Annotated in this window: 30 protein-coding genes, 1 tRNA gene and 1 pseudogene; 23 read left to right on the top strand and 9 right to left on the bottom strand. The window is 35.4% G+C overall.

Features of this window, described 5'->3' with window-relative positions:
• Window positions 1-2 precede the first annotated feature (2 nt).
• Genes ACHRVX_RS20180 through ACHRVX_RS20110 form a run of 15 tightly spaced genes read left to right on the top strand, consistent with a single transcriptional unit; the run spans window position 3 to window position 12219 of the window.
• Window positions 3-317 carry a DUF4133 domain-containing protein gene (locus ACHRVX_RS20180; RefSeq protein WP_395335573.1) on the top strand — a complete coding sequence of 105 codons (315 nt, stop codon included), beginning with the start codon at window positions 3-5 and terminating at the stop codon, window positions 315-317.
• A 33-nt stretch (window positions 318-350) separates the two neighbouring features.
• Window positions 351-2819, top strand: coding sequence for a TraG family conjugative transposon ATPase (locus ACHRVX_RS20175; protein WP_395335572.1), 2469 nt, complete (start codon window positions 351-353; stop codon window positions 2817-2819).
• A gap of 13 nt (window positions 2820-2832) precedes the next feature.
• On the top strand, window positions 2833-3516 hold the full coding sequence (locus tag ACHRVX_RS20170; RefSeq protein WP_395335570.1) for a conjugal transfer protein TraI: 684 nt from the start codon (window positions 2833-2835) through the stop codon (window positions 3514-3516).
• A gap of 15 nt (window positions 3517-3531) precedes the next feature.
• Window positions 3532-4146 carry a hypothetical protein gene (locus ACHRVX_RS20165; RefSeq protein ID WP_395335569.1) on the top strand — a complete coding sequence of 205 codons (615 nt, stop codon included), beginning with the start codon at window positions 3532-3534 and terminating at the stop codon, window positions 4144-4146.
• Window positions 4147-4157: 11 nt separating this feature from the next.
• Window positions 4158-4793 carry a TerB family tellurite resistance protein gene (locus tag ACHRVX_RS20160; RefSeq protein ID WP_395335568.1) on the top strand — a complete coding sequence of 212 codons (636 nt, stop codon included), beginning with the start codon at window positions 4158-4160 and terminating at the stop codon, window positions 4791-4793.
• Between the two features lie 4 nt (window positions 4794-4797).
• Entirely contained in the window at window positions 4798-6000 is a 1203-nt protein-coding gene (gene traJ, locus ACHRVX_RS20155) for a conjugative transposon protein TraJ (RefSeq protein WP_395335567.1), read from the top strand.
• Window positions 6001-6029: 29 nt separating this feature from the next.
• Window positions 6030-6638 (top strand): conjugative transposon protein TraK, encoded by a 609-nt coding sequence (gene traK, locus ACHRVX_RS20150; RefSeq protein WP_395335566.1) that lies wholly within the window; start codon window positions 6030-6032, stop codon window positions 6636-6638.
• Window positions 6639-6644: 6 nt separating this feature from the next.
• Window positions 6645-6911, top strand: a complete 267-nt coding sequence (locus ACHRVX_RS20145) for a hypothetical protein (RefSeq protein WP_395335565.1) — start codon at window positions 6645-6647, stop codon at window positions 6909-6911.
• Window positions 6912-6915: 4 nt separating this feature from the next.
• On the top strand, window positions 6916-8208 hold the full coding sequence (traM, locus tag ACHRVX_RS20140) for a conjugative transposon protein TraM (RefSeq protein ID WP_395335563.1): 1293 nt from the start codon (window positions 6916-6918) through the stop codon (window positions 8206-8208).
• A gap of 11 nt (window positions 8209-8219) precedes the next feature.
• Window positions 8220-9074: a conjugative transposon protein TraN gene (gene traN / locus ACHRVX_RS20135; RefSeq protein WP_395335562.1), complete on the top strand. Its 855-nt coding sequence runs from the start codon at window positions 8220-8222 to the stop codon at window positions 9072-9074.
• A gap of 25 nt (window positions 9075-9099) precedes the next feature.
• The gene (locus ACHRVX_RS20130) at window positions 9100-10248 is read left to right on the top strand and encodes a hypothetical protein (protein ID WP_395335560.1); all 1149 of its coding nucleotides are present in this window, start codon (window positions 9100-9102) and stop codon (window positions 10246-10248) included.
• 28 nt (window positions 10249-10276) lie between these two features.
• Window positions 10277-11323, top strand: a complete 1047-nt coding sequence (locus tag ACHRVX_RS20125; RefSeq protein WP_395335558.1) for a hypothetical protein — start codon at window positions 10277-10279, stop codon at window positions 11321-11323.
• A 9-nt stretch (window positions 11324-11332) separates the two neighbouring features.
• Window positions 11333-11617, top strand: coding sequence for a hypothetical protein (locus ACHRVX_RS20120; RefSeq protein WP_395335556.1), 285 nt, complete (start codon window positions 11333-11335; stop codon window positions 11615-11617).
• Between the two features lie 19 nt (window positions 11618-11636).
• Entirely contained in the window at window positions 11637-11912 is a 276-nt protein-coding gene (locus ACHRVX_RS20115) for a DNA-binding protein (protein WP_395335553.1), read from the top strand.
• Window positions 11899-12219 (top strand): hypothetical protein, encoded by a 321-nt coding sequence (locus ACHRVX_RS20110; RefSeq protein ID WP_395335551.1) that lies wholly within the window; start codon window positions 11899-11901, stop codon window positions 12217-12219. The genes ACHRVX_RS20115 and ACHRVX_RS20110 overlap by 14 nt, the downstream gene beginning before the upstream one ends.
• Before the next feature lie 45 nt (window positions 12220-12264).
• On the opposite strand, the gene ACHRVX_RS20105 is transcribed toward ACHRVX_RS20110, so the two are convergent.
• The 9 genes and pseudogenes from ACHRVX_RS20105 to ACHRVX_RS20065 all read right to left on the bottom strand — a co-directional run bounded on the left by ACHRVX_RS20105 (window position 12265) and on the right by ACHRVX_RS20065 (window position 20425).
• Window positions 12265-12393 (bottom strand): hypothetical protein, encoded by a 129-nt coding sequence (locus tag ACHRVX_RS20105; RefSeq protein ID WP_395335548.1) that lies wholly within the window; start codon window positions 12391-12393, stop codon window positions 12265-12267.
• Window positions 12394-13054: 661 nt separating this feature from the next.
• Window positions 13055-13468 (bottom strand): hypothetical protein, encoded by a 414-nt coding sequence (locus ACHRVX_RS20100; RefSeq protein ID WP_395335546.1) that lies wholly within the window; start codon window positions 13466-13468, stop codon window positions 13055-13057.
• A gap of 13 nt (window positions 13469-13481) precedes the next feature.
• Window positions 13482-14819: a hypothetical protein gene (locus ACHRVX_RS20095; RefSeq protein WP_395335543.1), complete on the bottom strand. Its 1338-nt coding sequence runs from the start codon at window positions 14817-14819 to the stop codon at window positions 13482-13484.
• A gap of 673 nt (window positions 14820-15492) precedes the next feature.
• Window positions 15493-16800, bottom strand: a complete 1308-nt coding sequence (locus ACHRVX_RS20090; protein ID WP_395335541.1) for a site-specific integrase — start codon at window positions 16798-16800, stop codon at window positions 15493-15495.
• Between the two features lie 291 nt (window positions 16801-17091).
• Window positions 17092-17172: transfer RNA gene (locus tag ACHRVX_RS20085), tRNA-Tyr, on the bottom strand.
• Window positions 17173-17749: 577 nt separating this feature from the next.
• A pseudogene (locus ACHRVX_RS20080) lies at window positions 17750-18136 on the bottom strand (peroxiredoxin family protein); the annotation flags it as partial.
• Between the two features lie 18 nt (window positions 18137-18154).
• Complete coding sequence (locus tag ACHRVX_RS20075) at window positions 18155-18916, bottom strand: DUF4369 domain-containing protein (protein WP_395335538.1); 762 nt, start codon at window positions 18914-18916, stop codon at window positions 18155-18157.
• A 259-nt stretch (window positions 18917-19175) separates the two neighbouring features.
• Window positions 19176-19616, bottom strand: a complete 441-nt coding sequence (locus ACHRVX_RS20070; protein WP_213306159.1) for a KTSC domain-containing protein — start codon at window positions 19614-19616, stop codon at window positions 19176-19178.
• A gap of 557 nt (window positions 19617-20173) precedes the next feature.
• Window positions 20174-20425, bottom strand: a complete 252-nt coding sequence (locus tag ACHRVX_RS20065) for a hypothetical protein (RefSeq protein WP_395335536.1) — start codon at window positions 20423-20425, stop codon at window positions 20174-20176.
• An 87-nt stretch (window positions 20426-20512) separates the two neighbouring features.
• Here ACHRVX_RS20065 and ACHRVX_RS20060 point away from each other — a divergent pair, with 87 nt between their 5' ends.
• The 8 genes from ACHRVX_RS20060 to ACHRVX_RS20025 all read left to right on the top strand — a co-directional run bounded on the left by ACHRVX_RS20060 (window position 20513) and on the right by ACHRVX_RS20025 (window position 26659).
• Complete coding sequence (locus tag ACHRVX_RS20060) at window positions 20513-21055, top strand: hypothetical protein (RefSeq protein WP_395335534.1); 543 nt, start codon at window positions 20513-20515, stop codon at window positions 21053-21055.
• Window positions 21055-21201, top strand: coding sequence for a hypothetical protein (locus tag ACHRVX_RS20055; RefSeq protein ID WP_395335532.1), 147 nt, complete (start codon window positions 21055-21057; stop codon window positions 21199-21201). The genes ACHRVX_RS20060 and ACHRVX_RS20055 overlap by 1 nt, the downstream gene beginning before the upstream one ends.
• 91 nt (window positions 21202-21292) lie before the next feature.
• Window positions 21293-21520 carry a hypothetical protein gene (locus tag ACHRVX_RS20050; RefSeq protein WP_395335530.1) on the top strand — a complete coding sequence of 76 codons (228 nt, stop codon included), beginning with the start codon at window positions 21293-21295 and terminating at the stop codon, window positions 21518-21520.
• Window positions 21510-21887, top strand: a complete 378-nt coding sequence (locus tag ACHRVX_RS20045; RefSeq protein WP_395335528.1) for a YchJ family protein — start codon at window positions 21510-21512, stop codon at window positions 21885-21887. The genes ACHRVX_RS20050 and ACHRVX_RS20045 overlap by 11 nt, the downstream gene beginning before the upstream one ends.
• 106 nt (window positions 21888-21993) lie before the next feature.
• A complete protein-coding gene (locus tag ACHRVX_RS20040; protein WP_213306173.1) occupies window positions 21994-23112 on the top strand; it encodes a VWA domain-containing protein in 1119 nt (372 codons plus the stop codon).
• Between the two features lie 163 nt (window positions 23113-23275).
• Complete coding sequence (locus ACHRVX_RS20035; protein ID WP_395335524.1) at window positions 23276-24739, top strand: AAA family ATPase; 1464 nt, start codon at window positions 23276-23278, stop codon at window positions 24737-24739.
• A gap of 249 nt (window positions 24740-24988) precedes the next feature.
• The gene (locus tag ACHRVX_RS20030; RefSeq protein WP_395335521.1) at window positions 24989-25582 is read left to right on the top strand and encodes a 2OG-Fe(II) oxygenase; all 594 of its coding nucleotides are present in this window, start codon (window positions 24989-24991) and stop codon (window positions 25580-25582) included.
• A gap of 222 nt (window positions 25583-25804) precedes the next feature.
• Window positions 25805-26659, top strand: a complete 855-nt coding sequence (locus ACHRVX_RS20025; protein WP_395335518.1) for an EamA family transporter — start codon at window positions 25805-25807, stop codon at window positions 26657-26659.
• Window positions 26660-26713 lie beyond the last annotated feature (54 nt).

Here is a 26713-nt window from a genome sequence, read left to right as displayed (position 1 = left end):
TTATGAGTAACAGTGTTTACCAGATCAACAAAGGAATCAATCAGAGTATAGAATTTAAAGGCTTGAAGGCTCAGTACATATGGTATTTGGGAGGAGGTGTTGTATCGCTTATGATTCTTTTTGCAGTGATGTACATTATTGGTCTGCCTTCATTATTGTGTGTTGGTTTTATCGGGACTGCAGGTACATTTCTTGTTTTTAAAATATACAAATTGAGTAACCAGTACGGAGAATACGGCATGATGAAGGCGCTAGCCAAAAAGCAGGTTCCAAAATGTATAAAAGTTTACAGTAGGGCTATTTTTATAAAGATGTAGCTACAGAACGTTAATGTTGAAAATGAAGAGGAGATGGAGAATAGGATGGAAGATTTACTGCCAATTATGGCAGTGGAGCATGACTGTATTTTATCAAAGCAGGGCGATGTAACAATTGTGTTTAAGGCAGAGCTGCCTGAGATTTTTACTTTGTCTGACCAGGAATATGAAGCTTTTCATCAGTCCTGGATAAAAGCAATAAAAGTGCTTCCTAAATTCTGTGTTTTTCACAAGCAGGACTGGTTTTTAGAAAAGAGCCACAAAGCTGATTTTACAAGTGATGACAGCAGTTTTTTAACCCGGAGCAGTGAGCGGTTTTTTAATGAAAGACCATTTTTGGAACATTCCTGTTACATCATGCTGACTAAGAAACCACAGGGAAGAAAGAATTCAAGTTCGCTTTTCTCAAATCTACTTAGGCGTTCGATAGTACCGGAGGAAACTTTGAAAGCACAGCTGTTGCAGGATTTTATTGACAGTACAGGCCAGTTTAAAAGAATTATGGAAGACAGCGGTTTTGTCAAGCTTACCCGACTAAAAAATGATGCACTTAAAAGTGAAAGCAGAAAATTGGGACTGATTGAAAAGTACTGTTTTTTATCAGAGAAGGAAGATTCATTTGTTTTTAAGGATATCAAATTTGATGAAGGTTTAGCTGTCGGCGATAAACACTGCCAGCTTTTCACACTTGGGGATGCGGCGGATCTACCAGCGTTGTGTGGTTCTCGAATTAACTTTGACCGTTATTCCACCGATAAAACCAAATTCAGTGTTGGTTTTGCATCCACTCTCGGACAGCTTTTATCCTGCAATCATATTTATAATCAATATCTGTTTATAGAAGATGCCCAAAAAACTATTCAAAAATTGGAAAGCAAAAGATTAAGGCTTCAGTCTTTATCGGCATACAGCAGGGAGAACATGATTGCCAGGGATGCGACGAATGATTTTTTGAACGAAGCGGTATCCCAGCAGAGACTTCCGGTCAAAGCACATTTTAATGTCTTGGCTTGGAGTACAGACAAAGAAGAACTGAAGGATATTAAAAACAAAGTATCATCAGCATTAGCTCAGATGGATGCGGCGGCCAAGCAGGAGACAGTAGGTGCTCCGCAGATTTTCTGGGCAGGTATGCCGGGAAACGCGGCTGATTTTCCGATGAATGATACTTTTGACACTTTCACTGAGCAGGCAGTATGTTTTTTGAATATGGAGACAGGTTACAGGTCTTCACTCAGTCCTGTTGGTGTGAGACTTGGAGACCGTCTAACGGGAAAACCTGTTCATGTGGATATCAGCGATGAACCTGTAAAAATGGGTATCTGTACCAACCGGAATAAATTTATACTCGGACCCTCGGGAAGCGGTAAATCATTTTTTACTAACCATATGGTGAGAAGTTATTACGAGCAGGGAACCCACATCGTACTGGTAGATGTAGGTCACAGTTATAAAGGGCTTTGCGATATGGTCAATGGATATTATTTTACTTACGATGAGAAGAACCCGATCCGCTTTAATCCTTTTTATATATCGGAAGGAGATACTCTGGACACCGAGAAAAAAGAAAGCATTAAAACACTGCTTCTGGCACTGTGGAAAAAAGACGATGAAACCTTTAATCGATGCGAGTATGTAGCTTTATCAAATGGGCTTCAGCTGTATTATGAAAAACTAGAGTTGAACTCCAATCTCTTTCCATGCTTCAACAGCTTTTATGAATTCCTGAAAGATGATTTTGTAAAGATACTCGAAGGCGATAAGGTAAAAGAAAAGGATTTTGACGTAAACAATTTTCTATATGTACTACGGCCATATTACAAAGGAGGAGAGTTTGATTATCTATTAAATGCTACAGAGAATCTGGAACTCTTAAAGGAAAGGTTTATCGTATTTGAACTGGATAATATCAAGGATCATCCGATTCTATTTCCTGTGGTAACGATCATTATCATGGAAGTTTTTATCAGCAAAATGAGAAAGCTTAAAGGCATTCGTAAGATGATCCTGATTGAAGAAGCATGGAAAGCGATTGCTAAAGAAGGGATGTCCGAATATATTAAGTATTTGTTCAAGACTGTGCGGAAATTCTTTGGAGAAGCTATCGTAGTCACTCAGGAGGTTGAAGATATTATTTCATCGCCAGTTGTCAAACAGGCCATAATCAATAACAGTGACTGCAAGATCCTGCTGGATCAAAGTAAATATCAAAATAAATTTGATCAGATACAGGAACTTCTGGGACTTACTGATAAAGAGAAAGCACTTGTTCTGTCAGTTAATAAAGCTAATGATCCTGATAAGAAATATAAGGAAGTGTTTATTTCGCTGGGAAGTATGCTTTCAAAAGTGTATCGAACAGAAGTTTCACTTGAGGAATATCTGGCCTATACCACTGAGGAAAGCGAGAAAGTGAAAATGAATGCTTATGCCCAAAAGTTTGGAGGCGACATCAAAAAAGGAATCGCAGCTATGGCGCAGGATATGAGAAACGGAAATTAAATGAAAAGGGAAAATGAAAAAAAGAATAATTACGTGCATAATCTGCCTGATGCTAATCAGCACGTCGGCAAGGCCGGCAGAAAAGACAGCTGCACTGCCGATACTGGAAATTGTAAAAGAGGTCACCAAAAAAGTTATTAAAGCAATTGACCTTAGGATTCAGAAACTTCAGAACAAAACGATCTGGCTTCAGAATGCCCAGAAGCAGTTAGAGAATGTACTCTCTAAGTTAAAGCTGGATGAAATTTCGGACTGGACTAAAAAGCAGAAAGATTTATATAAAGGCTATTACGAAGAACTGGCAAAAGTAAAATCTATTATTACCTATTACCAGAGGATAAAAGATATTACCAAGAAACAGACAAGACTGGTACAGGAATATGAAAGAGCCTGGAATTTATTCAAACAGGATACTCATTTTAAAGACAATGAAATCCAATATATGGAGCGTGTTTATTCGGGCATTTTGGAAGAAAGCGTGAAGAATATGGATCAGATCTTTTTAATACTGGATTCTTTCAGCACGCAGATGAGCGATCTGAAAAGACTCGAAATCATTAATAAAGCTGCCGATCAGATTGATGTCAATTACGATGATCTCACGCTTTTTAATCAGCAGAATGTAATGCTCAGTCTTCAGAGAGCCAAAACAGAGGCAGATGTAAATCAGGTCAAACAATTTTACGGAATTCCGTAATTCAATAAAAATATCATGAAAAAACTAATTCTAGTATTGTTGGTAGCGTTCGTTTCCCAACAAGGAATTCAGGCACAGGTCAAGCAGAGAAAGGAACTGCTTTTGCAGATTGTTGCTCTTCAGGTTTATATTGATTATGCCAAGAAAGGATATTCAGTTGTGTCTAAGGGACTGAATTTTATTGGAGATGCAAAAAGGGGAGAAGTGAATCTTCATGGTGATTACTTTACTTCTCTACTGAAGATTAATCCCAAGGTTAAAAATTATTATAAGACAGCTGAGATTCTCTCCATGCAGTTTAAAATAATGAAAATCTATAAAAGGACATACGCCGAACTTAAGGGAAATGATCTGTTTCACGGAAACGAACTGGATTTCATAGAACGTTCTTTTGAGAGACTTCTTGAGAACTGCAGCGATACCCTTGACCAGCTTTTGATTATTACTACTGATTCCAAACTGGAGCTTAAAGACGACCAGAGGATCGAGCGTATTGATGCGCTCCACAAAATGATGCTGAAGGATTATAATTTCTGTTTGTCTTTCAGCAATGAAACGAAACTTCTGTCTTTATCAAAGACCCGTGAAAAAGGAGATGCCCACAAAACAGGAGCTATCTACGGATTATAAAATAAAAAGCTATGAAAAAAATATTGATTTTAATATTGACAGTTTCTATGGCAATTGCTTCCAACAAAGCAAATGCACAGTCAGCGGAAATCCAGCAGCTCATCTTAAATATTGAGAAACTATCCCAGTTTAAAAAGATTCTAAGCGATATGAAAAAGGGTTATGAACTGCTCTCGGGGGGCTATAAAACAGTCAAGGATATGACCGAGGGAAATTTCAGCCTGCATAAAACTTTTCTGGATGCCCTTATGCAGGTGAGTCCTGTTGTAAGGAACTATAAAAGAGTAGGGGATATCATAAATTTTCAGATGCTTCTGATGAAGGAAAGCAAAAATGGACTGAATCGGTTTGTAAAAAGCGGCACCTTTAGCGAAAAGGAAATCCACTATTTTGAAAAAGTGTATGGAAATATTCTGAGCCAGAGTTTAAGAAACCTGGATGAACTGACAATGGTTGTAACAGCAGATAAACTAAGGATGTCGGATGATGAAAGGCTCCAGGCAGTAGATGATATTTATCTCCAGATGCAGGATAAGCTTTTGTTTCTCAGAAACTTTAATGCAACATCAAATGTGCTGGCGCTGCAAAGAGCAAAAGAAGCGAAGGATGTTTATGCTTCCAAAGAACTTCAGGAACTAAAAAACTAAAGTGATGAACATTTTTAAATCTTGCAAAACGGTTCTTTTCATAACCGTCGCATTTCTAATGCCTTTTTTTATCCATGCACAAGGACTTGGAGATAATATGCAGAGCCTTCACTCTGTTTTGGAACAGTTGTATGATGAAATGATGCCCTTATGCAGTAATCTTTTAGCGGTAGGCCAGGGAATAGCCGGATTCGGGACAATTTGGTACATCGCTTCGCGGGTATGGAGGCATATTGCCAACGCAGAGCCGATTGATTTTTATCCGTTGTTCAGGCCTTTTGTGATTGGATTCTGTATTATGATTTTCCCTTCGGTATTAACTTTAATCAATGGAGTAATGAAACCCACAGTTACAGCAACTGCTGCTATGGTTACAGGATCCAATAATGCGGTTGCAGTCCTTCTCAAAGAGAAAGAAAAAGCCATCAAAGAGACTGACCCCTGGAAAATGTATGTGGGTGTTGCAGGAACAGGGGATAGGGATAAATGGTATAAGTACACCCATGATGAAGATCCGTCCAATGAGAGCATTCTGGCCGGAATCGGCAACGATGTCAAATTTGCAATGGAAAAAGCTTCCTATAACTTTCGAAATTCTGTCAAGGAATTTATGAGTGAAGTACTGAGGGTTTTATTTGAAGCTGCGGCATTGTGTATTGATACGCTCAGGACGTTTCAATTGGTGGTGCTGTCTATTTTGGGACCTCTTGTATTTGGAATAGCGGTTTTTGATGGCTTTCAGCATACACTCACGGTATGGCTGGCAAGATATATTAATATTTATCTCTGGCTTCCTGTTGCCAATATTTTCGGAAGCATCATTGGGAAAATTCAGGAACTGATGCTAAAACTGGATATTTCGCAGGTGCAGGCAACAGGGGACACCTTTTTCAGCCGAACCGATATGTCTTACTTGATTTTTATGATTATCGGAATCATAGGATATTTTACCGTTCCATCGGTCGCTAACTATATAGTCCACGCTGCCGGAGGAGGCGCCTTAGGCCAGAAAGTTACCGGACTTTTCAGTAATTCAAGCATTTCAGTAGTTTCCAAAACATCAATGGGCGCTGGTATGGTACTGGATTCAATGGGAAATGCGGCAGGGCGAATGTCCCAAAGCATGTCATCATCAGCCGGGAGCGCTCCATATTTTGAAGAGAAAGGAAATTATATGAGCGACAGGCTTAAAGGGAATTCAAAATAATCAAAAAAAATCTGCTCATGTTTACCAAAATGAAAAATATAGATACTGCTTTTAGGTATGTAAGAGGGTTTACGATGCTGGTTATTGTGGGATGTATTATGATATGCTGTTATACACTTTACAAAAGTTTTGAGTCGGTAACCCAGATGCAGGATAAGGTTTATATACTGGCAAATGGGAAAGCGCTCGAAGCTTACGCGTCGGAGAGAAAAGATAATGTACCTGTAGAAGCAAGAGATCATGTAAAGACCTTTCACAAGTTTTTCTTTACCCTTGATCCCGATGATAAAGTAATTAAAACCAATGTTACAAAAGCGCTTTATATGGCTGATGACAGTGCCAAACGGATTTATGATGACCTGAAAGAAAATGGCTTTTACTCCGGAATTATATCGGGGAATATCAGCCAGACTATTCAGATTGACAGTATTTCGATAGATACGCGTGATTATCCATACCGCTTTAAATGTTTTGCAAAACAGAATATTATACGAACGACAAGTATTCTGAAAAGAAACCTTGTAACAGAGGGAAGTCTTCGAAATGTTTCAAGAAGCGATAATAATCCACACGGTTTTTTAATTGAACGCTTCAATACCATCGAAAACAAAGATCTAACGGTTGAGAACAGAAAATAGAAGGCTATGAAATCATTATTCAAAAAACAGCAAACTCCTTTTGTGTATCATAGGTATTATCATTCTGCACAGACGAAATGGGCTCAGAAAATGGATGTACTCGTAAACGGTCTTTCCAAAAGAAAGCTGCTATGCCTGCTGGTTTTATTTTCCATATTGACTGGGAGTTACCTTGTCTATAACATTTATGTAGCGTTTTCAAAAAGTGATTTTCCAACAGCTCAAAAGACAGCTGTCATTTCAAAAATTAAGATTACCAATTTTAAAAAGTAAAGTCATGGAACATAAAACAATATCAATCAAAGAATCCAAAAAGCGAAAAACGCTTTTGGTTCTGCCCCTTATAACACTTCCTTTCATCACTATTCTATTTTACACTTTGGGAGGAGGTAGAATGGAAGCGATGGGAGGTAAAAATGAAATTAAAAAGGGATTTAATTTTAATCTGCCTCTTCCAAAATTTAAAGAAGATTCAGCGCTTGATAAAATGAGTTATTATGATCAGGCAGCAGTAGATTCTATTAAACTTCAGGAACAGATTAAAAAAGATCCTAATTATTCCAATCAAAAAATAGTACAAGAATCTATAGGAGAGTTTTCAGATACTGATTTTGAAGCACAACAATTTCAAAAAAACAGAACTGGTTTTAATTCGTCTTCTTTTCAGAATAAAAACGAGCAGAAAGTTTACGAAAAACTGCAGGCACTTCAAAAAGCAATCAGCCAACCTGCAATAACCGATAATTACGGTCAGGACATGAGAGAGTTTGAAAACTACGGCTCATCAAAAGTTGTTTCCGATGAGGTAAAGAACTTAGAGCAAATGATGAGCAAGATGGGAGAATCACAGGAGCCTGACCCGGAACTCAAACAGCTTGGAGGGATGCTTGAGAACATACTGGATATTCAGCATCCATCGCGTGTGCAGGAAAGAATAAAACAGTCTTCAGACAATAAAAAAGGAAAAATCTTTACGGTTAACCGTAAAAAAGAAGAAGATAATACAACATCGCTTCAGCCGGATAAAACTGCTCTGAGTTTTCAAAATAGCAATTCCTTTTATACTGCTGATGAGAATCTGGAGCAGGAGGAGCAGCAAAATTCAATAGGGGCTGTAATCCACGAGACTCAGACTATTGTTAACGGATCTGTGTTGAAGCTCCGACTGAGCAGTGATATATCTCTGCAAGGTACTTTGATTCCAAAAAATACATTTTTATACGGAATAGCCTCTTTAAAAGGGGAGAGGCTGGAAGTAAAAATCAACAACATTCAGTTTCGAAATTCAATTTTTCCGGTAGAATTAACGGTTTATGATATGGACGGTATTGACGGGATTTATATTCCAGGTGCTATCAACAGGGATGTTGCCAAGGCTTCTGCCGATCGTTCTATTCAGACCTTAGGGCTTACCGGAGTTACAGATTCCTGGGAAGCGCAGGCAGCTGGAATGGGAATTGAAGCGGCGAAAAGCCTGATGAGTAAAAAAGTGAAACTGATTAAAGTGGTTGTTAAAGCCGGCTATCAGGTACTGCTGTATGATGAGAAACAAAAGAATATGAATAATTAAAAAATTTAAAGATGAAAATTAGAAATTGGACTTTTATGTTATGCTGTTTGCTGACAATGCTGTCAGGCCATGCGCAGTTTGTGAATGAAAAAATTGGTTTGAATCAACAAGAGTTTAAAAATCTTCACATAGGATATTCGAAAACTACCAGTATCGTTTTTCCATATGCTATTAAAAGCATCGATAAAGGAAGCTCTGATGTATTGGTACAGAAAGCCAAAGGAGTGGAGAATATACTGCTCGTAAAAGCTGCTAAACAGTATTTTTTCCAGACCAATCTAACAATTGTCACTTCCGATGCCCGATTGTACGTATTTGTCCTAAATTATGATGAAGACTGTCCTGATTTAAATATAAAAGCGCAAAACGCCGTTGCAGCCAGTAATGATATTTTGTTTTCAGTGGAGAATGAGAATCAGAAAAAAATAGAACAGATCGCTTCACTTGCCTTATCAAAGAAGAAAAAGACCAGCGGTATAAAAAAGTCAAAATTTAAAATAAAACTGGAAGTAAACAGTATTTATATCCATCAGGATGTTTTTTATCTGAGGGTTGTCTTTGAAAACAAATCCAATATTAACTACGATATTGATCAGTTCCGTTTTTTTATCAGAGACCAGAGAAAATCAAAACGCACGGCAACACAGGAAATAGAAATCCTGCCACTTTATACGACTTCTTCATCTACCGTGATTCCTTATAAATCAGAAGTGATAAAGGTCTATGCATTGGAAAAATTTACTATCCCTGAGAATAAGTATCTCACACTTCAGATGATTGAAAAGAGCGGAGGAAGGCATTTAGAGGTTAATGTTAGTAGTAATCTGACTGATAAAGTATCCCCAATCCTCGAATTCGCGCCCTGATAACTTTTAAACTTTAAAATGTATTATGATAATAAATATTGCCGATGCTGAAATGCTGTCGTCGTATGCTGAAGAAATGGCTTCTTACGGCCATCGTTATGCAGCTTTTTCTCCGGATCAGATAACTGATTACGATACGATTGAGTTTTTCAGGACCTCATTTGATGCTCAGGAATACTGCTTTGAGATGACTAATGATGTGGACTATTTTAAGAGTATGCCAATTGAATTACTCATAGATGACTTAAACACACTTATACAGAGCGGAATTGATACTTCATTTAATGAGGCACTTGATCTTACTGCATTTGCCCGATTGGAAAGAGAGAAAAAGGAATTATTAGAAAATAACTTAAATATAAACATAATGAATCAGAAAAATTTAGAATACCTAAAAGACCAGTTAAAATATACTGGATTTGGAGAAACTTTCGATGCTGAACTGAAAGAAAACATGCTTAAAGGAGACAAGGATTTTAAAATTATGCACACTGGCATTATGAATAATGGTGTTCCAAACAAAGATACCTTGACCGTTGAATTAAACTTCAAGAAGTCAGACCAGAGTGATATGTATTTTTTTAATTCCTATCATGTGAATCTGCAGAAAGAGGAAAATAAACATGGACTGGAGCAGACTTTTTATATTAATAATAACAGCAGTAACATTACGCTCAAAGAAGCTTATAATTTAATGGAAGGCCGCTCTGTAAATAAAGACCTGAAAACAAGGGAAGGTGAAGTTTATAACGCTTGGCTGAAATTAAATTTCAAACAAAGCGACGACAATTCAAACTTCAAATTGGATCATTACCACCAAAATTACGGTTACGATCTTGAAGCAAGTCTTGAAAAACATTCAATAAAAGAACTCAATACTCCAAAGTACAAAGAAGATCTTATTAACTCGCTTAAAAAAGGAAACCTGCAGTCTGCCACTTTTGTAGTTGCTGGAGTGGAAAGTAAAATGTATGTGGAGGCAAATCCGCAATTTAAAACGGTGAATGTATACGACGGAAATTTGGAGCGAATTAATCATCGTGAAAGTAAAGACCAGAAAAAGGCAGAGTCAAATGACAAAAATAAAAGCCAAAAGCAGGAAAATGCGGGTGATTCTCCTGAGTCGCAGAAGAATTCGAACGACCGTAAAAAAAAAGTTGGTAAGTCTATTTAGCTGTATATAAATACTAAAATTAATGGTTATGGATTTTCACCATGTCAATAGAATAGAGACTGAAGCTTTAGAATGGAATTCCAAAGAAGACAGACTTAGGAAATTGTTTAAGTCAAGTCCCTTAATTGAGAAGTCTCTTTTAAAAGAGAAATTGAAATGGTGTGAAAATATGCTGGTAAAGTATAGAAAGAACAATCACTTGGAAGAACGTTCTGCTTTGCAGATAATCAAAAATGAACGGAGTAATTTAATAAAGCTGGTTTACCCCAGTAGATCTGGGCAGATTTTTTATAAACTGATGAATTTACTAATCTTTGAAAAAGTAAATGCCAAAATTCTAATCAGTGCTGAATTAAAAAGCAATAGATCTCTTAAAGTTAAGCTGAAACAGGCTGGATTTAATGATGCTCTTAATAAAGCAGAACGTTATATGAGACTGGGGCAGACAAAATTTACTGTTCCGGTCTCTTATTATCTTAATGAAAACGAAAGAATTGATCACGCTATTCAATTTAAAAAAGATGAATTGGGTTATTATCAATTTGAAGGTTTTAAAACCAGTCTTCATGATAAATCAAAGTCGAGTGAAAACAGGCATCACTATTTTTCTGCTGATGAGGTAAGTACTTTTAATGCAAAGCAGTCTTATGATTTATTGTCAGGAAGGGCAGTGCTCACTGATGGGACCTGGAAACAATTCGATTTTAATGATAGAGATGCCGATGGTAATTACCGAATAAAAGAGTTTCCTGAGGTCTATGGATATAATATAGAAAAGGCTTTATCGCAGCTGCCATTAAAGATTTCGGATCAGTTAGGATTTACCTCATTAATTATTTCACTCAAAGAGGGCAGGAGGGAAGAAGCATTACTATTAAGGGATGGCGTGGAGCAAAAAGTATTTATTGAGGCAAATCCCCAGTACAAATCTTTAAATATTTATAATGAAAGTTTAAAGAAAATGACTTTAGCCGCTCCGAAGGACACTGTAAAGAACGGAGTTGTAAAATTACAGAGAAAGAAAGTTGAATCACAGCCCTTAAAAATCACCAGAGGTAAAGGTAAAAGTATTTAAAAGGAAATAATGGAAAGCTTAAAACTATTATCAAGATTTTTTGAGTCAATTGAAAAAGATTTTAGGATTGGAAGTACGCATATTGCAATTTTTGCTGCTCTAGTTCAATTCTGGATAGAAAGGGGAATGGTAAATCCAATTCAGGCCTACAGCATAGAAATTCAAAAAATTGCTAAGATAATGTCACCGAAGACCTATCATAAGTGCATGCGTGAACTCGATAATTATGGATATCTCTTGTATGTCCCAACCAAAAATAAAAATAGAAGAAGCAGCATCTATTTTCATTTATAAAGATAAATAAAGACCTGTCATGGAAGAAATTGTAACAAAGGAAGATCTACGGCAGTTTGGTCTTCTATTAATGGACAAGATACACGATATATTTAGAGAAATAAATTTTCAACAAAAAGAATCATTGGATCCCGAGTGGTTAAAAAGTAAAGCTGTCCGAAAGCTGCTGGATATTTCAGCGGGTTCAGTTCAGAATATGAGAATGACACAGAAAGTCCGATTTAAAAAGGTTCTTGGCTCTTACTATTATAATAAAGAAGATCTGCTAAAACTTTTCAAAGATGAATCAAACTAATAATAAAGTTGAAGAACAAATCATAGATCACTTATCCATTTACATGGATGATCCAAAACTCAATGTTTGGCATTTGGCTCTTTTAGCTGCAATTCTAAGTTTGGGTATTAGGCAAGGGGAGACGAAGAGGATTAAAGTCAGCCGAAGTAAACTTATGCAACTCTCGCACATTAATACATTACCCACGTATCATAAATATTTTAAACAACTTCAGGAGTTAGGCTATATTAAATATAGTGCGTCCTATCACCCAGGCTATAAAAGTGAAGTTGAAATAAATGAAAATAGCTTATCTCAAGAATTCTGAGGTAACCTATTTTTTTTACACTTAATTGTAAGTTGGATTCAAACTTTAAGATGAAGTTACATTATACTTCTTTTTAATTGCTTCAATTTCTTTCTCTAATCTGCTGAGAAACGCTAAATCTGATTTTGAAATTTTAGGTGTGACTTTATTCAGTTTTTTGTTTAAAAGAGACATCTCGCGTCCTATTTTAGCCTGTTCGGTAATTGCGTATGCCTCAATTTAACAGATGCATACCTGAGTAGTTCCTTTACAACTCTTTCACTGATTAATTCGGCTGGATTAATCTTATCGTTTTTACTGTTTTTTTTATCTATCCTTAAAAGCTTGAAAAATAATAGCAATGTTATTGTAGAAAGCCTCCAAAGAAATGTTTATGTGCAATGATGCTGTGATTATACTGGATACCAATTCCTATTTTTTCATTTTTCATGATATTTATAGATTAAATTAATTTTGGTAATATCTTACGTCCCAATTGACAATGATCTGTCTGATGCATCTCTTTTTAGTAAGAAAATGATTTAATGGAAGATCTTATTTAATTGCATATAAATTAAATTCGATTGCAAAAAATAAGCATGCCGACAAAAATGGAATGGAAGGTAAGTTTTTCCAAAGCTCCATTTTTCCTGGCAAATCCAAGGGGCTTTTTTTTAGACAGGTCGTATTTTCAAAAATACACTTCAGAAAATTTAATACGGTCTCTTTTCATGCCGTATTTATCTGTGAATTTAAAAAACACCTGCAAATATTTTAGTTGGTGATAAAAGCAATTGGATAATACATAAAACCTCAATCCAGGCAATGGATTGAGGTTTTATTGTAAAAATCTGTATTAGGGCTTGCCGATTACCTTAATTCGGGTAACGGTAAGATTTCCATATTTTGTAAGGTCTTCCTTAGACCATTCAAATTCTTTTCCTTGAGGTCTTTTATCGAAATCCCAGTCCATAGTTTCCTTGACGTAAACGTATAATCCCAAGGTATTTTCACTTTCGGTCTTTTTCCTCAATTCTTCCCTGCTTATGAAACGGAAGGAGAAAAAAGATGGATAATCCACATTTCCTGTCACCAGTTTTATTTCCGGCTTTATTTCCTTTAGCAGGTCTTTTAATGGCCTGTTGATGAACTGCTGCTCGTTTGTCTTTAATTTATAGGCATCGGAAGGAGTTTGTACCATTTGTTGAGCTTTGCAGCCTGTGCTCAATAAGATCACGAAAAGGGATATGATTCTGATTGTGTTTTTCATATTTTTTATTTTATTAGCATGGGACATAGGAATAGGTTCCATTTGGGTTTTTCTGTATTTTTATTCTGGCGAATTTGCCGTCAGGCCCCAGTTTCATTAGCGTGATTCCTGCATTGTTCTGATCCAGAACCGACCCGATGGCTGCTGTCTTGGAATCAATAGAATTACCAATTTCTGAAGTTATATTGAAGATCGGATTAAATATAGCATCTGGAAATTCAGGCGGATAATTCGGCGATAAATCTGGGGGGAACTGCTTTACAAAAGCCTGTGCTTGTGCCAGATTGTTAACGACTATAGCATAGGTTTCCCCTCCAGTAATTATAAATGAAGTGGAGAAGGCAGTATTTTTTGTGTTAAGGGTCACAGCGGCATAAATATCGCCTGAGGACAATGCAGTGTTGTTGGGATGGTTGTGGATTGCGGCAAAAGCTCCTGCAAGACTTTCGTTTACCGAGACGCCGTTTGGACTTCCGTTAGTTCTGATAGCCGAATTGGTGTAAGTACCGGATGCACCCGGTGTTCCCAAAGTGATACTGTGTTCGTTTCCGTTAGCAGCACCTGCAGCTGCAACAGCATCTCTCGCGCTGGCAAATCCTGCATTTGCAGCCACACCGCTCGCTTTCACTGCTGCTGCACAGGGATCAATAGGGGGATAGGGATAGCCGTTGGGCCAAAGCGGGCCAGATATTCCCGGCATGTATCCTGGAGGAAGATTCCCTCCTGGTAGCGAGGTATAGTCAGGATACCATACCCAATTGCTGCAGGTTGTGTAAGGGCCAACCGTCACATAATAGGTGCAAACCAGTCTGTTGGTAGTGCTTGGTTCGGCACTGTAATTGTGAAGGCCTGAGAATTCGCCGTTATCAAATTCAGCTGAGTACGCAATGCTGTTGTCATTTTTTTGGATTGTGATATATCCAGAAAATTTTGAACCTAAAGTAAGGATGTCAAAGGTTTTGTCATCATTATTGAAAGCATTGTCTTTTGTGGTGTAGACGATAGCGAAAACCTTATAGCTACTGTCAGCATTTTTGATAAGCAGTAGACGCATGTAGGTTTTGAAATCTTCGTCTTGCACAACATTGGCAGTGGCTCCCTCCGCTAATTTCAGAGGCACTTCAATTGCCTGTTCTCCATTGTTGTGCAGTATTATAGCATTTTCCCAGCTGATGGTTTTTGCATATTTTAGGGCTTCTAGGGAAGTGGGATTGCTTTCGAGCCATTCCCTTGCATCAGATACGGCCGAATCCTGTTCTAATTTTCCAATTTCATCATTCTGACAGCAGGCAAAGAATACTGCGGTGCCCAGTGCAAGGAACGTAATGGATTTACGTATTGTTTTTTTCATAAATTTCCAGAGGATTACTAATTATATTTAAATCGTGAACCTGCTCTGATTTCTGTTTCTATTGTTGGATTACGTTGGCCATGCGTACAATATTATATAGAATAATGAAATCAGGAGTGTTTAACACTGATCAAAATTAATAATAAATTCTTACAAATAATATGGTTTTTGATTGTTATTTATAATTATTTTAAATAGTTGAAATAATTTGCTTATTACGAGTGTTTTAAGATGCTAGTGAAATTAGGAAAAACTAACTGTGTATTTACAAATGATCTACATTAAGGTATATTATGTCCATGACAATTCCGAAAAATTGATCTTACCTTTGGATAGCAAAGTAATAAATCATTTATATGTCAATGTATAGTGGTGATCCTTACCTTAATGTTCGGCATTTTTTAATTTTAGCAGCAATTTTATGCCTGGGGTACAAATAAGGGCAGGGTAGGAGGATTCAAGTCAGCGGCAGTAAGATTATGAAGTTTTCGCATGTGATGATTCTGCCAACTTATAAAAAGTACTTTAAGCAGTTGTAGCATTTGGGATATATTAAATAAAACCCATGTTATCATCCGGGTTATAAAAGTGCAGTTAAACTTTTTAAAAAAAGGTTATCCCAAAATATTTGAAATAACCTCTTTTAAGTTTAAAAACGTTTTGAAATTATTTATCAAGAAGAAATATTGTACTTCTTTTTGATGGCTTGTATTTCTTTTTCCAATCTGTCTAGAACCTCTAAGTCTGGTTTAGACATTCTTGCTGAGGTTTTATTCAGCTTTTTATTTAGCAAAGACATCTCGCGTCCTATTGTAGCCTGTTCGGTTATAGCATAGGCTTCAGTCTGTTTAACAGATGCATGTCCGAGGAGTTCTTTTACAACGTTTATTGGTACATTATTGTTTAAGGTAACGGTGCTTCCAAAAGTTCTTCTAGCCATATGCGTATTAAGAGTAAATGGAAAACCACACAGAATTGCAATCTCCTTAAGATACTCGTTCATTTTCTGGTTGGAAGAAACTGGCAGCACTGTTCCACGCTGTACACAAAGCGGGTGATCTTTATATTTCTCAATTATTTTAAGTGCCTGAGGTAGAAGCGGGACATTCGTGGTCGAATTTGTTTTCTGCCTTTCCGACATTATCCACAGGTTTCCGTCAATTCCGTTTTTGATATCTGCCCTATTAAGCTGGTAAGCGTCAATGTACGCCAGTCCAGTGTAGCACTGGAAAACAAATACATCTCTCACTACATTGAGCCTGTCTGTGGTAAAATAATGTCTTTCCAATTCATATAATTCCTGAGTTGAAAGAGGTTTTTTTACGAGCTTTGTTTTTCTTCCTTTAAAGTTTTTAAAAGGATCTTTTAGGATTATCTCCTTGTCAATCGCACGAATTACTATTTTTTTGAAATTAGCTATGTACTTAAGCGTAGTGTTATTGCTGCAATCTCGAACTGTTCTAAGGTAGAACTCAAAATCTTTTACAAATTCAAGATTTAAATCCGCAAATTCCATGTCATCTTTTTTAAACTTAAATTTAATAAAAGCTGCTAAATGATTTTTGGTAATGGTAAATCGTTGAAGAGTACCTCTGGCATATCCTTTACCGAGAAGTGCTGTCATTTGGTCATTGTGCTTTTGAAATTCTTCCAACACTTTAACTCTTGGTGTTACTCTTCCTAATACGTAATCCATAACTTTTTCAGTAGTTAATGGTTTACCAGTGTTTAGAATTTCTGTTTTGATTTCATGAATCTTAAAAGTCAATGAATCCAAAAAGTAATTTAAAGATTTGGCATCTTCTTTAGTGCCGACTGCACGTTCTGTTTTTTGGTCCCATCGCTCGACGTCCCATTTTCGCTTTGTTGATGTTTCCTTAGTATTTCCGTCAACGGTTATTCTAAGGTGAACTGCTCTAATTTTACTTCCTTTGTGGGCGGTTTTTAAAAAAAATGCCATCCCAAAACTGTTCTCTAACATAATTCAGTTTTTTAGATTAATAAATGTAGAATTACAGCATCAAAAAAACAAGTCGTTAACCTCCTTAATCCCTGTGTTTACAATTGTTCAGTAGCAAATCTGTGGCAAAATTTTCTCATGGATTTTTTGCCACGATTTTGCCATAGAAATTTTGAGCGGTTTTAAAAAATTTGAAAAGCAGTATAAAATAAAAAAACCTGCGAATCCTAGGATTTGCAGGTTTTACCACGTTTTTTATGGGTTTTTGAAAAGATTGAAAAAGTGACCTTTTTACTTCTTTTACCCTTTTTGTGGGGAGAGCAGGATTCGAACCTGCGAAGTTTTCACAGCAGATTTACAGTCTGCCCTCGTTGGCCGCTTGAGTATCTCCCCGAAGCTTGTATTAATGCGCTTTGTTTTGCTAAGCGGTTGCAAATATATAAACGTTTTTGATGTTTACAAACAAAAATCGCAGTTAATTTTAAGTTATTTTTGAATTAATTTTTAAATCATTGGAATTGAATAAAATAAAAAAATATACAATAGCCTTTTTTTTTATTTATTTTCAAAAGTAGGATTTTTCTTTTGTCAGTTCAAGTGATTTTACTCTAAAATTGCAGGATTTCTTTCTCGTAAATCAACCACTTTTTTGTGCAAGAATAAAAACATAGCTGACAAAATATGATCAATTCATATTATTTTGAAATCGAATTATCTTAAACTTTTAAATTAAAAATTTACATCAGGATTAAATTATTGTTAGAATAGCTTATTTTTAGGCTGTTTTTAGTTTTATCTGGTAAAAGACGGGTACTATTTTAACTTTTTAATTTTTCAATCTTTAAAGCCCCCATAAAAGTGTCTTTGTGTTTAATTGTGATTATAAGTATATCAAATAAATTTTTATAAATGTTAATAAACAAAAAAATCTCCACTAGGGAGATTTTTTTATATATTCTGAAAATTGATATTATTGAGCTAGAAGCTCTACTATTTTTGCTTTTAATTCAGGACCTCTTAAGTCTTGAGCAACAACTTTTCCTGATGCGTCAAGAATAAAAGTTGCCGGAATAGATTCAACTCCATATTGTTTTGCAATAGGTTCATCCCAAAATTTTAAGTTCGAAACATGAGTCCATGTTAAACCATCTTTAGCGATAGCTTCTGTCCACTTGCTTTTTTCTTTATCTAATGAAACACCAATAATATTCAATCCTTTTGAGTGTAGTTCTTTATAGATCGCTACAACATTAGGATTTTCCTTTCTGCATGGTCCGCACCATGAAGCCCAGAAATCTACAATAGTTACTTTGCCTAAGCTTTCTTTAAGCGAAACTACTTTTCCTTCCGGATTAGGAGCTGAGAAATCTGCTCTTCAGTTAGGGCTACCAACAGGAGCTGCTGACGCACCAACTGCAGGCATTTTTGCTTGACCTAGTTTTGCTTTAATTTCTTTTCCTGGAGTGCTGTTTTTCAAAGACTCATCTAAAGCATTGTATAAGCTTTCAGTCTTTTTGATATCAGCAGTAGGATCAGCAACCATACTTTGAATAATCAAAGCAGAGATGTAAGCTTTTGGATGACTTTCAGCATAAGCTAAATATTTCTTTTTAGAGTTAGCCTGAACTTCAGTTTGAAGTGTCATGTATTGTTTCATCAAACCATTGATAGTTGCAGTATCCTGAGCTTGTTGAGCTTGTTGCATTTTCTGCGTATTTTTTTTCTGGAAATCAACTAAACTTTTTTGAGTTTTTGTTAAATCCTCGTTGAATTTCACATACTCATCATTGTTATAAGTTCCGGAAACTTTAGATTTATGGATGCTATCTTTGTCAATTGCAATATTAATTTCTCCAGTTTCTAATATAAAAGGAATTGGTCCGTTAGCACCTTGAAGGATTAATGTATGAAAAGCCGGCTCAGTTACTTTTCCTTTTATTTCAAATTTACCGTTTTCAACTTTTACTGTATCAAGAGATACTGCCATTTTAGTAGTAGGATCCTGACCTTGAAGAATGATTGTTTTTCCGTTTTCAATTCCTGTTGCAGTTCCAGTAATTAGGTATTCTCCGTCTTTAACTTTGCTGCATGAAATAATCGCTACAGAAGCGGTTAGTAAAAAAAGTATTTTTTTCATTATAAAAAATTAATTAGTTAATTGATTTGTGCAACAAAAGTATCTAAAAATATAAAACTTACAGAATTTTGTAACCTAAAATTTTGTTATAGTTTTTTTTAGTCTAATTCGCATCTAATCAGTGTGTTTGTTGGTGTGATTTGATTTAAAACTCTTAATTATATTGTTATTATGAATATAAATAGATAATTTACTAATTTATACGCATAAAAAAAGCACCCTTATACAGGAGTGCTTTTGTAAATATTTTGGTATAAAACTATTCTTGATTCGTTTTCTTTCTCCATGTAAAAGAGTTCAAAATGTGTCTTTTTGCGAATCTTCCAGGAGAATCAGCGTTTACCATTTTCACGTAAGTAGCTTTAGGAACACTAATGTATTCGTAAACACTTCCGTTAGAAAAATCGATGATTAAACGGCCTTCAACAAATTTATAATCAGTAATTGCCGAAGTTGCGATAGTCTCTGTATATTCCGGTAAATTAGCTTTAATCGTTTCAGGATTAATACTTACCAAAAAGTGATATGCCTCAATTATAGCTTTACTTTTCTCTTCTGCTTCTTTCAAACCTGCATCATCACCTTGAAATTTATCAGGATGAGATTCTTTCATCGCATTACGATAGATCGTTTTTAAATCTTTCAACTCTGCAGTTTTGTCTACGTTTAGTAACTTGCGGTATTCAACTATTTTTTTCATAAATAAGGTAACTACTTGTCTATTAGTTTGAAATTGAAATTAATTGTTCAAAAAGACAAATTTTTTGCAAAGGTACACTTTTTTTTAACTTTTTACTTTTGAAGTAAAAAATATTCGAAAAATATCTAAAATATTGATTCTGAATGCAGGGAAGAAGGTTTCTTGTTTGTTTAGAATAATAATGAGCTATTTCCCGCTATCCGTTCCAATCTTTTGTGCTGAACCCCATCACAAAAGGATTTCCACTTCTATCGGGGCTAGGGCTTTAGTTTTTACAAGATATTTAGTTTTAAAAAGTACTTAATCTAAAATTTTTGTATTAATCTAGCTTTGCGACTCTGGGACTTTGCGCGAAATTGTCAATGCTAAGTTTAACAATGCTTAAAATTTAATTTCGCAAAGCACGCAAGTTTTTTAATTAAGTAGTCTGTCTATATAAAAAAGAAAAGTTCGCAAAGCTTTGTGTTAGTAAGCTTTGCGAACTTTGCGAAAAATCTTAGCGCTCTTAGTGGTTAAACTCTAATTTCAAACCTGAAACCTGAAACCTGAAACAAATCTTACTTATCCTCAGGCTTCTGATTCGCTTTATGAAAATTCTTAGACTTCTTTGGATATTTATTAAAACTAATATCACTCGGATTTTCAATAACCGACTTAATGGTAATCAAATCACCCACAGCGTGATTAGCATGTGCGATTTTATAATCTAAAAGATATTCACCACAAAAATAATTATTGTTTTCATCTTTCTCCATGATGCCGGTATAAACCCCTTTTTGCAACATTTTTTCTTGTGAATCCTTAGACATGACTTTATTATTTTAAAATTAAAGGTACAAAGTTAATCAATTTATGTTTGTTTTAGGGAGTTCTTGACAATCTCAGTATATTTGCACATGCAAAAAAATTTCAAGCCACATCCTAATTCCTTCAAAAATACATTTTGTGTTTTTAATGAAGTACTTTCAAATGAAATTGAAGGTTTAAAGAAACAGTTTGAAAGCAAAGCCGGAAGTACCTATTATTATACTGAAGCCGGAATGTACCGTGTTTCGAATCACTGGGGAAGACTTGCCAACAGCAAATGGCGTTTGGTTGCACGTGAACCGGAAACCGAATCAAAAACAAAAATAGGATTTGCCAACTGGAACGAGTTTTATCCTGATAATGCCGAAGAAAAACTATATTACATAGAAGCCAATTTTGGAAATAATACCGTAACGTATCAGCATAAAAAGAATCCGCAGTACGATGGAAAACCGGTTTTAAGAACCAGTTTTGAAACCACAAAACGTATCAAACAAATTAGGAATTTACAGCAATTAACATCATGGGCTAAACATTTTGATTATGATGATATAGATGATTTACGAAAGCAAATTATCAACGAACTGATTTATACAGACAAAACTTTAGACGAAATTAAAAGAGAAATATAATGGGACGCAACAACGAGAGGAATATCAAAAAGCACAACGACAAATTGCACAAAGCCCAAAACAAAGTAAAACAGGCTGAAGTCGCACGTAAAGAAAAACTAAAAGAAATTATCAAAAAGTTCAACGAAGACAAAGCGCAGGAATAAAAAGGTTTCAAGTTTTCTTTGTTTCAGGTTTCAAGTTATGCTCAGCAACTTGAAACCTGAAACCTGAAACAAAAATAACAAAATAATAAATATGAAATTCGAAGATTTAAAAGTAAGCGTACAGGAGATTATAGATTTAATCGCTGCAAAAAACAATAGAGAAGCCAATAACAAATTGCTTGAAGTAAACGAAACATTGGACGAAATACTGGATCATGCAGAAGAAGATGAAGATTTAAGAGAAATCAGCAGATATCAGGTTCTATTGAATCAATTGCATGTTAAAATAAACGGCGAAGAGCAGGTTGATGGAGAATAAATGCTTTTGTGATACAGACATGTTGTTTAAAGATTGCTGTGGATTATATCTTGAAAACAATCAGAAAGCACCAACAGCTTTAAGTTTGATGCGTTCGAGATATTCGGCGTATGCCACTCATAATGCGGATTATCTAATGGAAACTACCTATATTTCTGAAAGAAAATATTACTCAAAAGCCGAAATATTAAAATGGGCAACCAGTAATAAATGGCAGAAACTGGAGATTTTAAGTTCATCCGAAACTACAGTAGAGTTTAAAGCCTACTTTTTGGATTCAAATAATCAGCCTCGAATACATTACGAGTTTTCGACTTTTAGATTCGAAAATAATGCATGGTATTACGTTGACGGAAAGTTTGAATAATCGATATTATTCTTGCCAATATCAGTTAATTTAATTCAAATACTTTAACTAAAAATTAATAAACGTTTCTATTTTCATAATTCTAAAATAGCGTAATTTTAGAATTATGAAAAACGAATTTAAAAAAGGTTTTTATTTTAAGACGTACGAAGCCCCATTTCAGTCTCCGTTTGAAAAACTTTTTGGCATTTTCAAAGAGCTAATCACCCATACTTCGGGCGATTTTGATGAAGCTATAGACTGGCTTCGGGAGTTGGACAAAGAATATAAACTGACCGACGAGAACTACACAATCGATGATTTTATCGAAGATTTAAAAAAGAAAGGTTACATAAAAGACGAGGTTAAAGAGGATGGAACCGGCGGTTTCGGAATCACTGCTAAAACAGAACGCGCCATTCGTCAACAAGCATTGGACCAAATTTTCGGAAACTTGAAACGTTCCGGAAACGGAAATCACAAAACAAAACATGCCGGAAATGGTGATGAACACACAGGAGAATTCCGCGGATTTAATTTTGGCGATGGATTAGAACGTATTTCATTGACCGAAAGTTTACGAAATGCACAAATCAACAACGGTGTAGAAAGTTTCATGCTGACCGAAAATGACTTGGTTGTCGAAGAAACCCAATTCAAAGCCCAAATGAGTACGGTTTTAATGATCGACATCAGCCACAGTATGATTTTGTACGGCGAGGACCGAATCACACCTGCGAAAAAAGTAGCGATGGCTTTAGCCGAATTGATCACAACACGTTATCCAAAAGATACACTTGATATTCTGGTTTTTGGTAACGATGCCTGGACAATCCCAATTAAGGATTTGCCTTATTTACAAGTTGGTCCGTATCATACAAATACAGTTGCAGGTTTGCAATTGGCAATGGATATTTTACGCAGAAAGCGAAATACGAACAAACAAATTTTCATGATCACCGACGGAAAACCAAGTTGTGTACGCGAACGCGATGGCTCGTATTATATGAACAGTAATGGACTTGACGAATATATTGTCGATAAATGTTACACACAAGCACAACAAGCTAGAAAATTACATATTCCGATTACGACATTCATGATCGCAAACGATCCGTATTTGCAGCGTTTTGTCAATCATTTTACCGAGGCCAACCAGGGGAAAGCATTTTACACCGGACTAAAAGGTTTAGGCGAAATGATTTTTGAAGATTATGAGACGAATAGGAAGAAAAGGGTTAGATAGTTTTTAGTCTCAGTTTTCAGTTGTCACGCTGAGCGGAGTCGAAGCGCTTTTACACACAACGCATATCACAGAGGCGCACCGCACTGCCTCTCATACAAAGAGACGACACAATCTTTTACCGTTTACAAAACAATAAAATAACAACATACATATATTTCATAAAATGGAAATAAAGAACATAAACACATTAGGTCAATTAAAAGCCGCTGGATATAAAACTATAAGTATCAAAGATGAATTAAGAAATAATCTACGTGAGAAAATCAAATCCGGAAAACCCGTTTTTGAAGGCGTTCATGGTTTCGAAAATACTGTAATTCCAGAGTTGGAACGTGCTATTTTATCTCGTCATAATATTAACTTATTAGGATTGCGCGGACAGGCAAAAACACGTTTGGCACGTAAAATGGTTGAGTTGTTAGATGAATACATTCCGTTTGTAGCGGGCTCAGAAATTAATGATGATCCGTTGAATCCAATTTCTCGTTTTGCAAAAGATTTAATCGTAGAAAAAGGTGATGAAACTCCAATCTCGTGGTTGCACAGAAGCGAACGTTTCTTTGAGAAATTAGCCACTCCGGACGTAACCGTTGCCGATTTAATTGGAGATGTTGATCCAATAAAAGCAGCCAATTTAAAATTATCATATGCAGATGATCGCGTAATTCACTTCGGGATGATCCCCAGAGCGAATCGCTGTATTTTTGTAATCAACGAATTACCAGATTTACAGGCAAGAATTCAGGTTGCCTTGTTTAATATTTTGCAGGAAGGCGATATCCAGATTAGAGGATTTAAACTAAGAATGCCATTGGATATGCAATTTATATTCACGGCTAATCCTGAAGATTATACCAATCGTGGAAGTATTGTAACACCTTTAAAAGATAGAATTGGATCTCAAATCCTGACGCATTATCCTGAAACTGTCGCTATTGCAAGAACAATTACAGAACAGGAAGCAAAGTTAGACGAAACACAACACAAATTAGTTCATGTGCCAGGTTTAGCCAAAGACATTTTAGAACAAATAAGTTTTGAAGCGCGTGACAGCGAATACATCGATAATAAAAGCGGCGTAAGTGCCAGAATGAGTATTACAGCTTTTGAGAATTTAATGAGCACCGCAGAACGTCGTGCATTAAAATCAGGAGTTGATAAAACAACTTTACGTTTGTCTGATTTTATCGGAATTATTCCGGCGATTACAGGTAAAGTAGAATTAGTTTACGAAGGAGAGCAGGAGGGGGCTGCTGCAGTTGCACAGAATTTAATAGGTTCAGCAATTAAAACGTTGTTTCCAACACTTTTGCCCAAAATAGAAAAGCTTGAAAAGCCAGACGCAAAAACACCATACTCAGATTTGATAGAATGGTTTTTTGCTGAAAGTGGTTTCGAATTATTAGATGATGCTACAGATGAAGAGTATAAAAAAATCCTTGACGAAGTAACGCCATTGGATATTATATTGAAAAAATACCAACCTCAGTTAGATAAAAATGATCAATATTTTTTCAAGGAATTTATTTTATGGGGATTAGTCGAATATAAAAAATTAAGCAAAGACCGCTTTGCACAAGGACATCAGTTTAAAGATATGTACGGAAGTTATATCAGTAAATTGTAATTCAACACCTTCTTAGTCAAATCCGACATGTTGTAGCGAATCAGTAAAATCAGTGTCTGAATTTGACGCGGATAAAATAGATTTACTTCGTGAAAAACGCTGATAAAAACGGATTTGATTTGACAACATTGCACCAAACCCGACAGGTTTTAGAACCTGTCGGGTTTATTGTTACTAAAAACCCCATTACCAGTTTAATTTCGTCTACCTTGCTCCGTTGGCTGTATTTGCAGTTTTTCCCAAAAAAAAATGGAAAATAGTTTCGAAGATTTGATTTCGAGTTATATTGAGAATAAAGTGGGTATATCAGAGGATTTTTTAAGCCCTCAATTAGCAAATCATCTAAAACAAAACCTGATTAATTTAAACGAAAATAGTTTATTGCTTGCTGCCGGAATTGGAAATTCAGAAAAACTATCTTATGATGGTGCCATCAGAAGCGATTCTATTTATTGGCTCGATAAAAAGCATAATGATGTATTCGAAAACGAGTTCTTTGCTCAAATCGATGCCTTTATTATTTACCTTAATGAAAGTTGTTACACCGGAATCACCGGTTATGAATTTCATTATTCGTTATACGAAACGGGCGATTTTTATCTCAAACATTTAGATCAGTTCAAAAACAATCCAAGCCGAAAATATTCCATGATTAGTTATCTTAACAGTAATTGGCAGGAAAGTGACGGAGGCGAATTAATGATTCATCAGGAAAACAACAATCAGAAAATTGCACCAACTCAGGGCAAAACGGTATTCTTTAAAAGCAATGAATTAGTGCATGAAGTTCTAGTAACTCAAAATACAAGAATGAGTATTACAGGCTGGCTTAAAAGTGATTGATTTTTTTTAAAGATTTAAAAATTAGAATTTTAACGCAAAGAACGCAAAGATTTTTATCAATAGTAAGTTTAGGAAATAAAAAGTTGCAAAGCTAGATTAACACCAAGCTTTGTGAACTTTGTGTTTGTCAACACCTCTACTATAAAAAACTTTGCATGTTTTGCAGTAAAAAAAATAAAACCAAAAGACTTTAAATACTATTTTTGTTCAAAATTCTATCCTATGCTGTTTCTTGTTTTAAGTATTTTTTGTAGTGTAATTGTTGGCGTAATTTTCAAAATAACCCGTAAATACAATAGCAATCCAATTCAGATTGTTGCAATCAATTATCTAACTGCTTTAGCGCTTTGTTACTTTACTTTTAGTCCTAATCTGGCAGAAGTTAATCCAAATGCACCCTGGAATATTTATATCGCAATCGGAGTTTTATTACCTTTTGTACTCTTGTCTTTGGTTGCTTCCATTAGACATATGGGAATCGTAAAAACCGATGCAGCACAAAGATTATCGCTATTTATACCCATAATTGCTGCCTGGCTTATTTTCAAGGAAGAATTTAATTCGTATAAAGTTATTGGACTTCTAATAGGATTTCTGGCTTTGTTATTTATTCTGCGAAAACAATCTGATAATACCCAAAACAAGTGGTTTTTTCCCACTGCAGTATTCATAGGTTTTGGAGTAATTGATATTCTCTTCAAGCAAATTGCAGTTTATACTACTTTACCTTATCCTACGTCTTTATTTGTTGTTTTTTGCATTTCTCTGGCGGTTGCAATTTTAATTTCGATTTATGAAATGACAACTAAAAAAACCAAATTAGAACCTAAAAATATTCTTTTCGGAATTTTGGTTGGTATTTTTAATTTTGGAAATATTCTATTTTACTTAAAAGCACATAAGGCTTTCGCCGAAAATCCATCAACGGTTTTTGCCGGAATGAATATGGGAGTAATCATTTTAGGTAGTCTCGTTGGCTTGCTGTTTTTTAAAGAAAAATTATCCAAAATTAATTTCATAGGTATCTTTTTAGCCTTAATTTCTATTGTTTTTATAGTTATTTCGCAATTTAAATAATTTTTTTTAAGTCTTAATCTGTTAATTTACAGCTGTTTTTGCATTATCTTATTA

Source organism: Flavobacterium sp. FlaQc-47 (genome assembly GCF_044006475.1).
Lineage (GTDB): Bacteria > Bacteroidota > Bacteroidia > Flavobacteriales > Flavobacteriaceae > Flavobacterium.
This window is presented reverse-complemented; position numbering and strand designations above follow the sequence as displayed.

What these genes read in the sequence shown, in the direction of transcription:
- ACHRVX_RS20180 (WP_395335573.1), top strand. Translation starts at nt 3, where the DNA reads ATGAGTAACAGTGTTTACCAGATCAACAAAGGAATCAATCAGAGTATA.
- ACHRVX_RS20175 (WP_395335572.1), top strand. Translation starts at nt 351, where the DNA reads ATGGAGAATAGGATGGAAGATTTACTGCCAATTATGGCAGTGGAGCAT.
- ACHRVX_RS20170 (WP_395335570.1), top strand. Translation starts at nt 2,833, where the DNA reads ATGAAAAAAAGAATAATTACGTGCATAATCTGCCTGATGCTAATCAGC.
- ACHRVX_RS20165 (WP_395335569.1), top strand. Translation starts at nt 3,532, where the DNA reads ATGAAAAAACTAATTCTAGTATTGTTGGTAGCGTTCGTTTCCCAACAA.
- ACHRVX_RS20160 (WP_395335568.1), top strand. Translation starts at nt 4,158, where the DNA reads ATGAAAAAAATATTGATTTTAATATTGACAGTTTCTATGGCAATTGCT.
- traJ (WP_395335567.1), top strand. Translation starts at nt 4,798, where the DNA reads ATGAACATTTTTAAATCTTGCAAAACGGTTCTTTTCATAACCGTCGCA.
- traK (WP_395335566.1), top strand. Translation starts at nt 6,030, where the DNA reads ATGAAAAATATAGATACTGCTTTTAGGTATGTAAGAGGGTTTACGATG.
- ACHRVX_RS20145 (WP_395335565.1), top strand. Translation starts at nt 6,645, where the DNA reads ATGAAATCATTATTCAAAAAACAGCAAACTCCTTTTGTGTATCATAGG.
- traM (WP_395335563.1), top strand. Translation starts at nt 6,916, where the DNA reads ATGGAACATAAAACAATATCAATCAAAGAATCCAAAAAGCGAAAAACG.
- traN (WP_395335562.1), top strand. Translation starts at nt 8,220, where the DNA reads ATGAAAATTAGAAATTGGACTTTTATGTTATGCTGTTTGCTGACAATG.
- ACHRVX_RS20130 (WP_395335560.1), top strand. Translation starts at nt 9,100, where the DNA reads ATGATAATAAATATTGCCGATGCTGAAATGCTGTCGTCGTATGCTGAA.
- ACHRVX_RS20125 (WP_395335558.1), top strand. Translation starts at nt 10,277, where the DNA reads ATGGATTTTCACCATGTCAATAGAATAGAGACTGAAGCTTTAGAATGG.
- ACHRVX_RS20120 (WP_395335556.1), top strand. Translation starts at nt 11,333, where the DNA reads ATGGAAAGCTTAAAACTATTATCAAGATTTTTTGAGTCAATTGAAAAA.
- ACHRVX_RS20115 (WP_395335553.1), top strand. Translation starts at nt 11,637, where the DNA reads ATGGAAGAAATTGTAACAAAGGAAGATCTACGGCAGTTTGGTCTTCTA.
- ACHRVX_RS20110 (WP_395335551.1), top strand. Translation starts at nt 11,899, where the DNA reads ATGAATCAAACTAATAATAAAGTTGAAGAACAAATCATAGATCACTTA.
- ACHRVX_RS20105 (WP_395335548.1), bottom strand. Translation starts at nt 12,393, where the DNA reads ATGTCTCTTTTAAACAAAAAACTGAATAAAGTCACACCTAAAATTTCA.
- ACHRVX_RS20100 (WP_395335546.1), bottom strand. Translation starts at nt 13,468, where the DNA reads ATGAAAAACACAATCAGAATCATATCCCTTTTCGTGATCTTATTGAGC.
- ACHRVX_RS20095 (WP_395335543.1), bottom strand. Translation starts at nt 14,819, where the DNA reads ATGAAAAAAACAATACGTAAATCCATTACGTTCCTTGCACTGGGCACC.
- ACHRVX_RS20090 (WP_395335541.1), bottom strand. Translation starts at nt 16,800, where the DNA reads ATGTTAGAGAACAGTTTTGGGATGGCATTTTTTTTAAAAACCGCCCAC.
- ACHRVX_RS20075 (WP_395335538.1), bottom strand. Translation starts at nt 18,916, where the DNA reads ATGAAAAAAATACTTTTTTTACTAACCGCTTCTGTAGCGATTATTTCA.
- ACHRVX_RS20070 (WP_213306159.1), bottom strand. Translation starts at nt 19,616, where the DNA reads ATGAAAAAAATAGTTGAATACCGCAAGTTACTAAACGTAGACAAAACT.
- ACHRVX_RS20065 (WP_395335536.1), bottom strand. Translation starts at nt 20,425, where the DNA reads ATGTCTAAGGATTCACAAGAAAAAATGTTGCAAAAAGGGGTTTATACC.
- ACHRVX_RS20060 (WP_395335534.1), top strand. Translation starts at nt 20,513, where the DNA reads ATGCAAAAAAATTTCAAGCCACATCCTAATTCCTTCAAAAATACATTT.
- ACHRVX_RS20055 (WP_395335532.1), top strand. Translation starts at nt 21,055, where the DNA reads ATGGGACGCAACAACGAGAGGAATATCAAAAAGCACAACGACAAATTG.
- ACHRVX_RS20050 (WP_395335530.1), top strand. Translation starts at nt 21,293, where the DNA reads ATGAAATTCGAAGATTTAAAAGTAAGCGTACAGGAGATTATAGATTTA.
- ACHRVX_RS20045 (WP_395335528.1), top strand. Translation starts at nt 21,510, where the DNA reads ATGGAGAATAAATGCTTTTGTGATACAGACATGTTGTTTAAAGATTGC.
- ACHRVX_RS20040 (WP_213306173.1), top strand. Translation starts at nt 21,994, where the DNA reads ATGAAAAACGAATTTAAAAAAGGTTTTTATTTTAAGACGTACGAAGCC.
- ACHRVX_RS20035 (WP_395335524.1), top strand. Translation starts at nt 23,276, where the DNA reads ATGGAAATAAAGAACATAAACACATTAGGTCAATTAAAAGCCGCTGGA.
- ACHRVX_RS20030 (WP_395335521.1), top strand. Translation starts at nt 24,989, where the DNA reads ATGGAAAATAGTTTCGAAGATTTGATTTCGAGTTATATTGAGAATAAA.
- ACHRVX_RS20025 (WP_395335518.1), top strand. Translation starts at nt 25,805, where the DNA reads ATGCTGTTTCTTGTTTTAAGTATTTTTTGTAGTGTAATTGTTGGCGTA.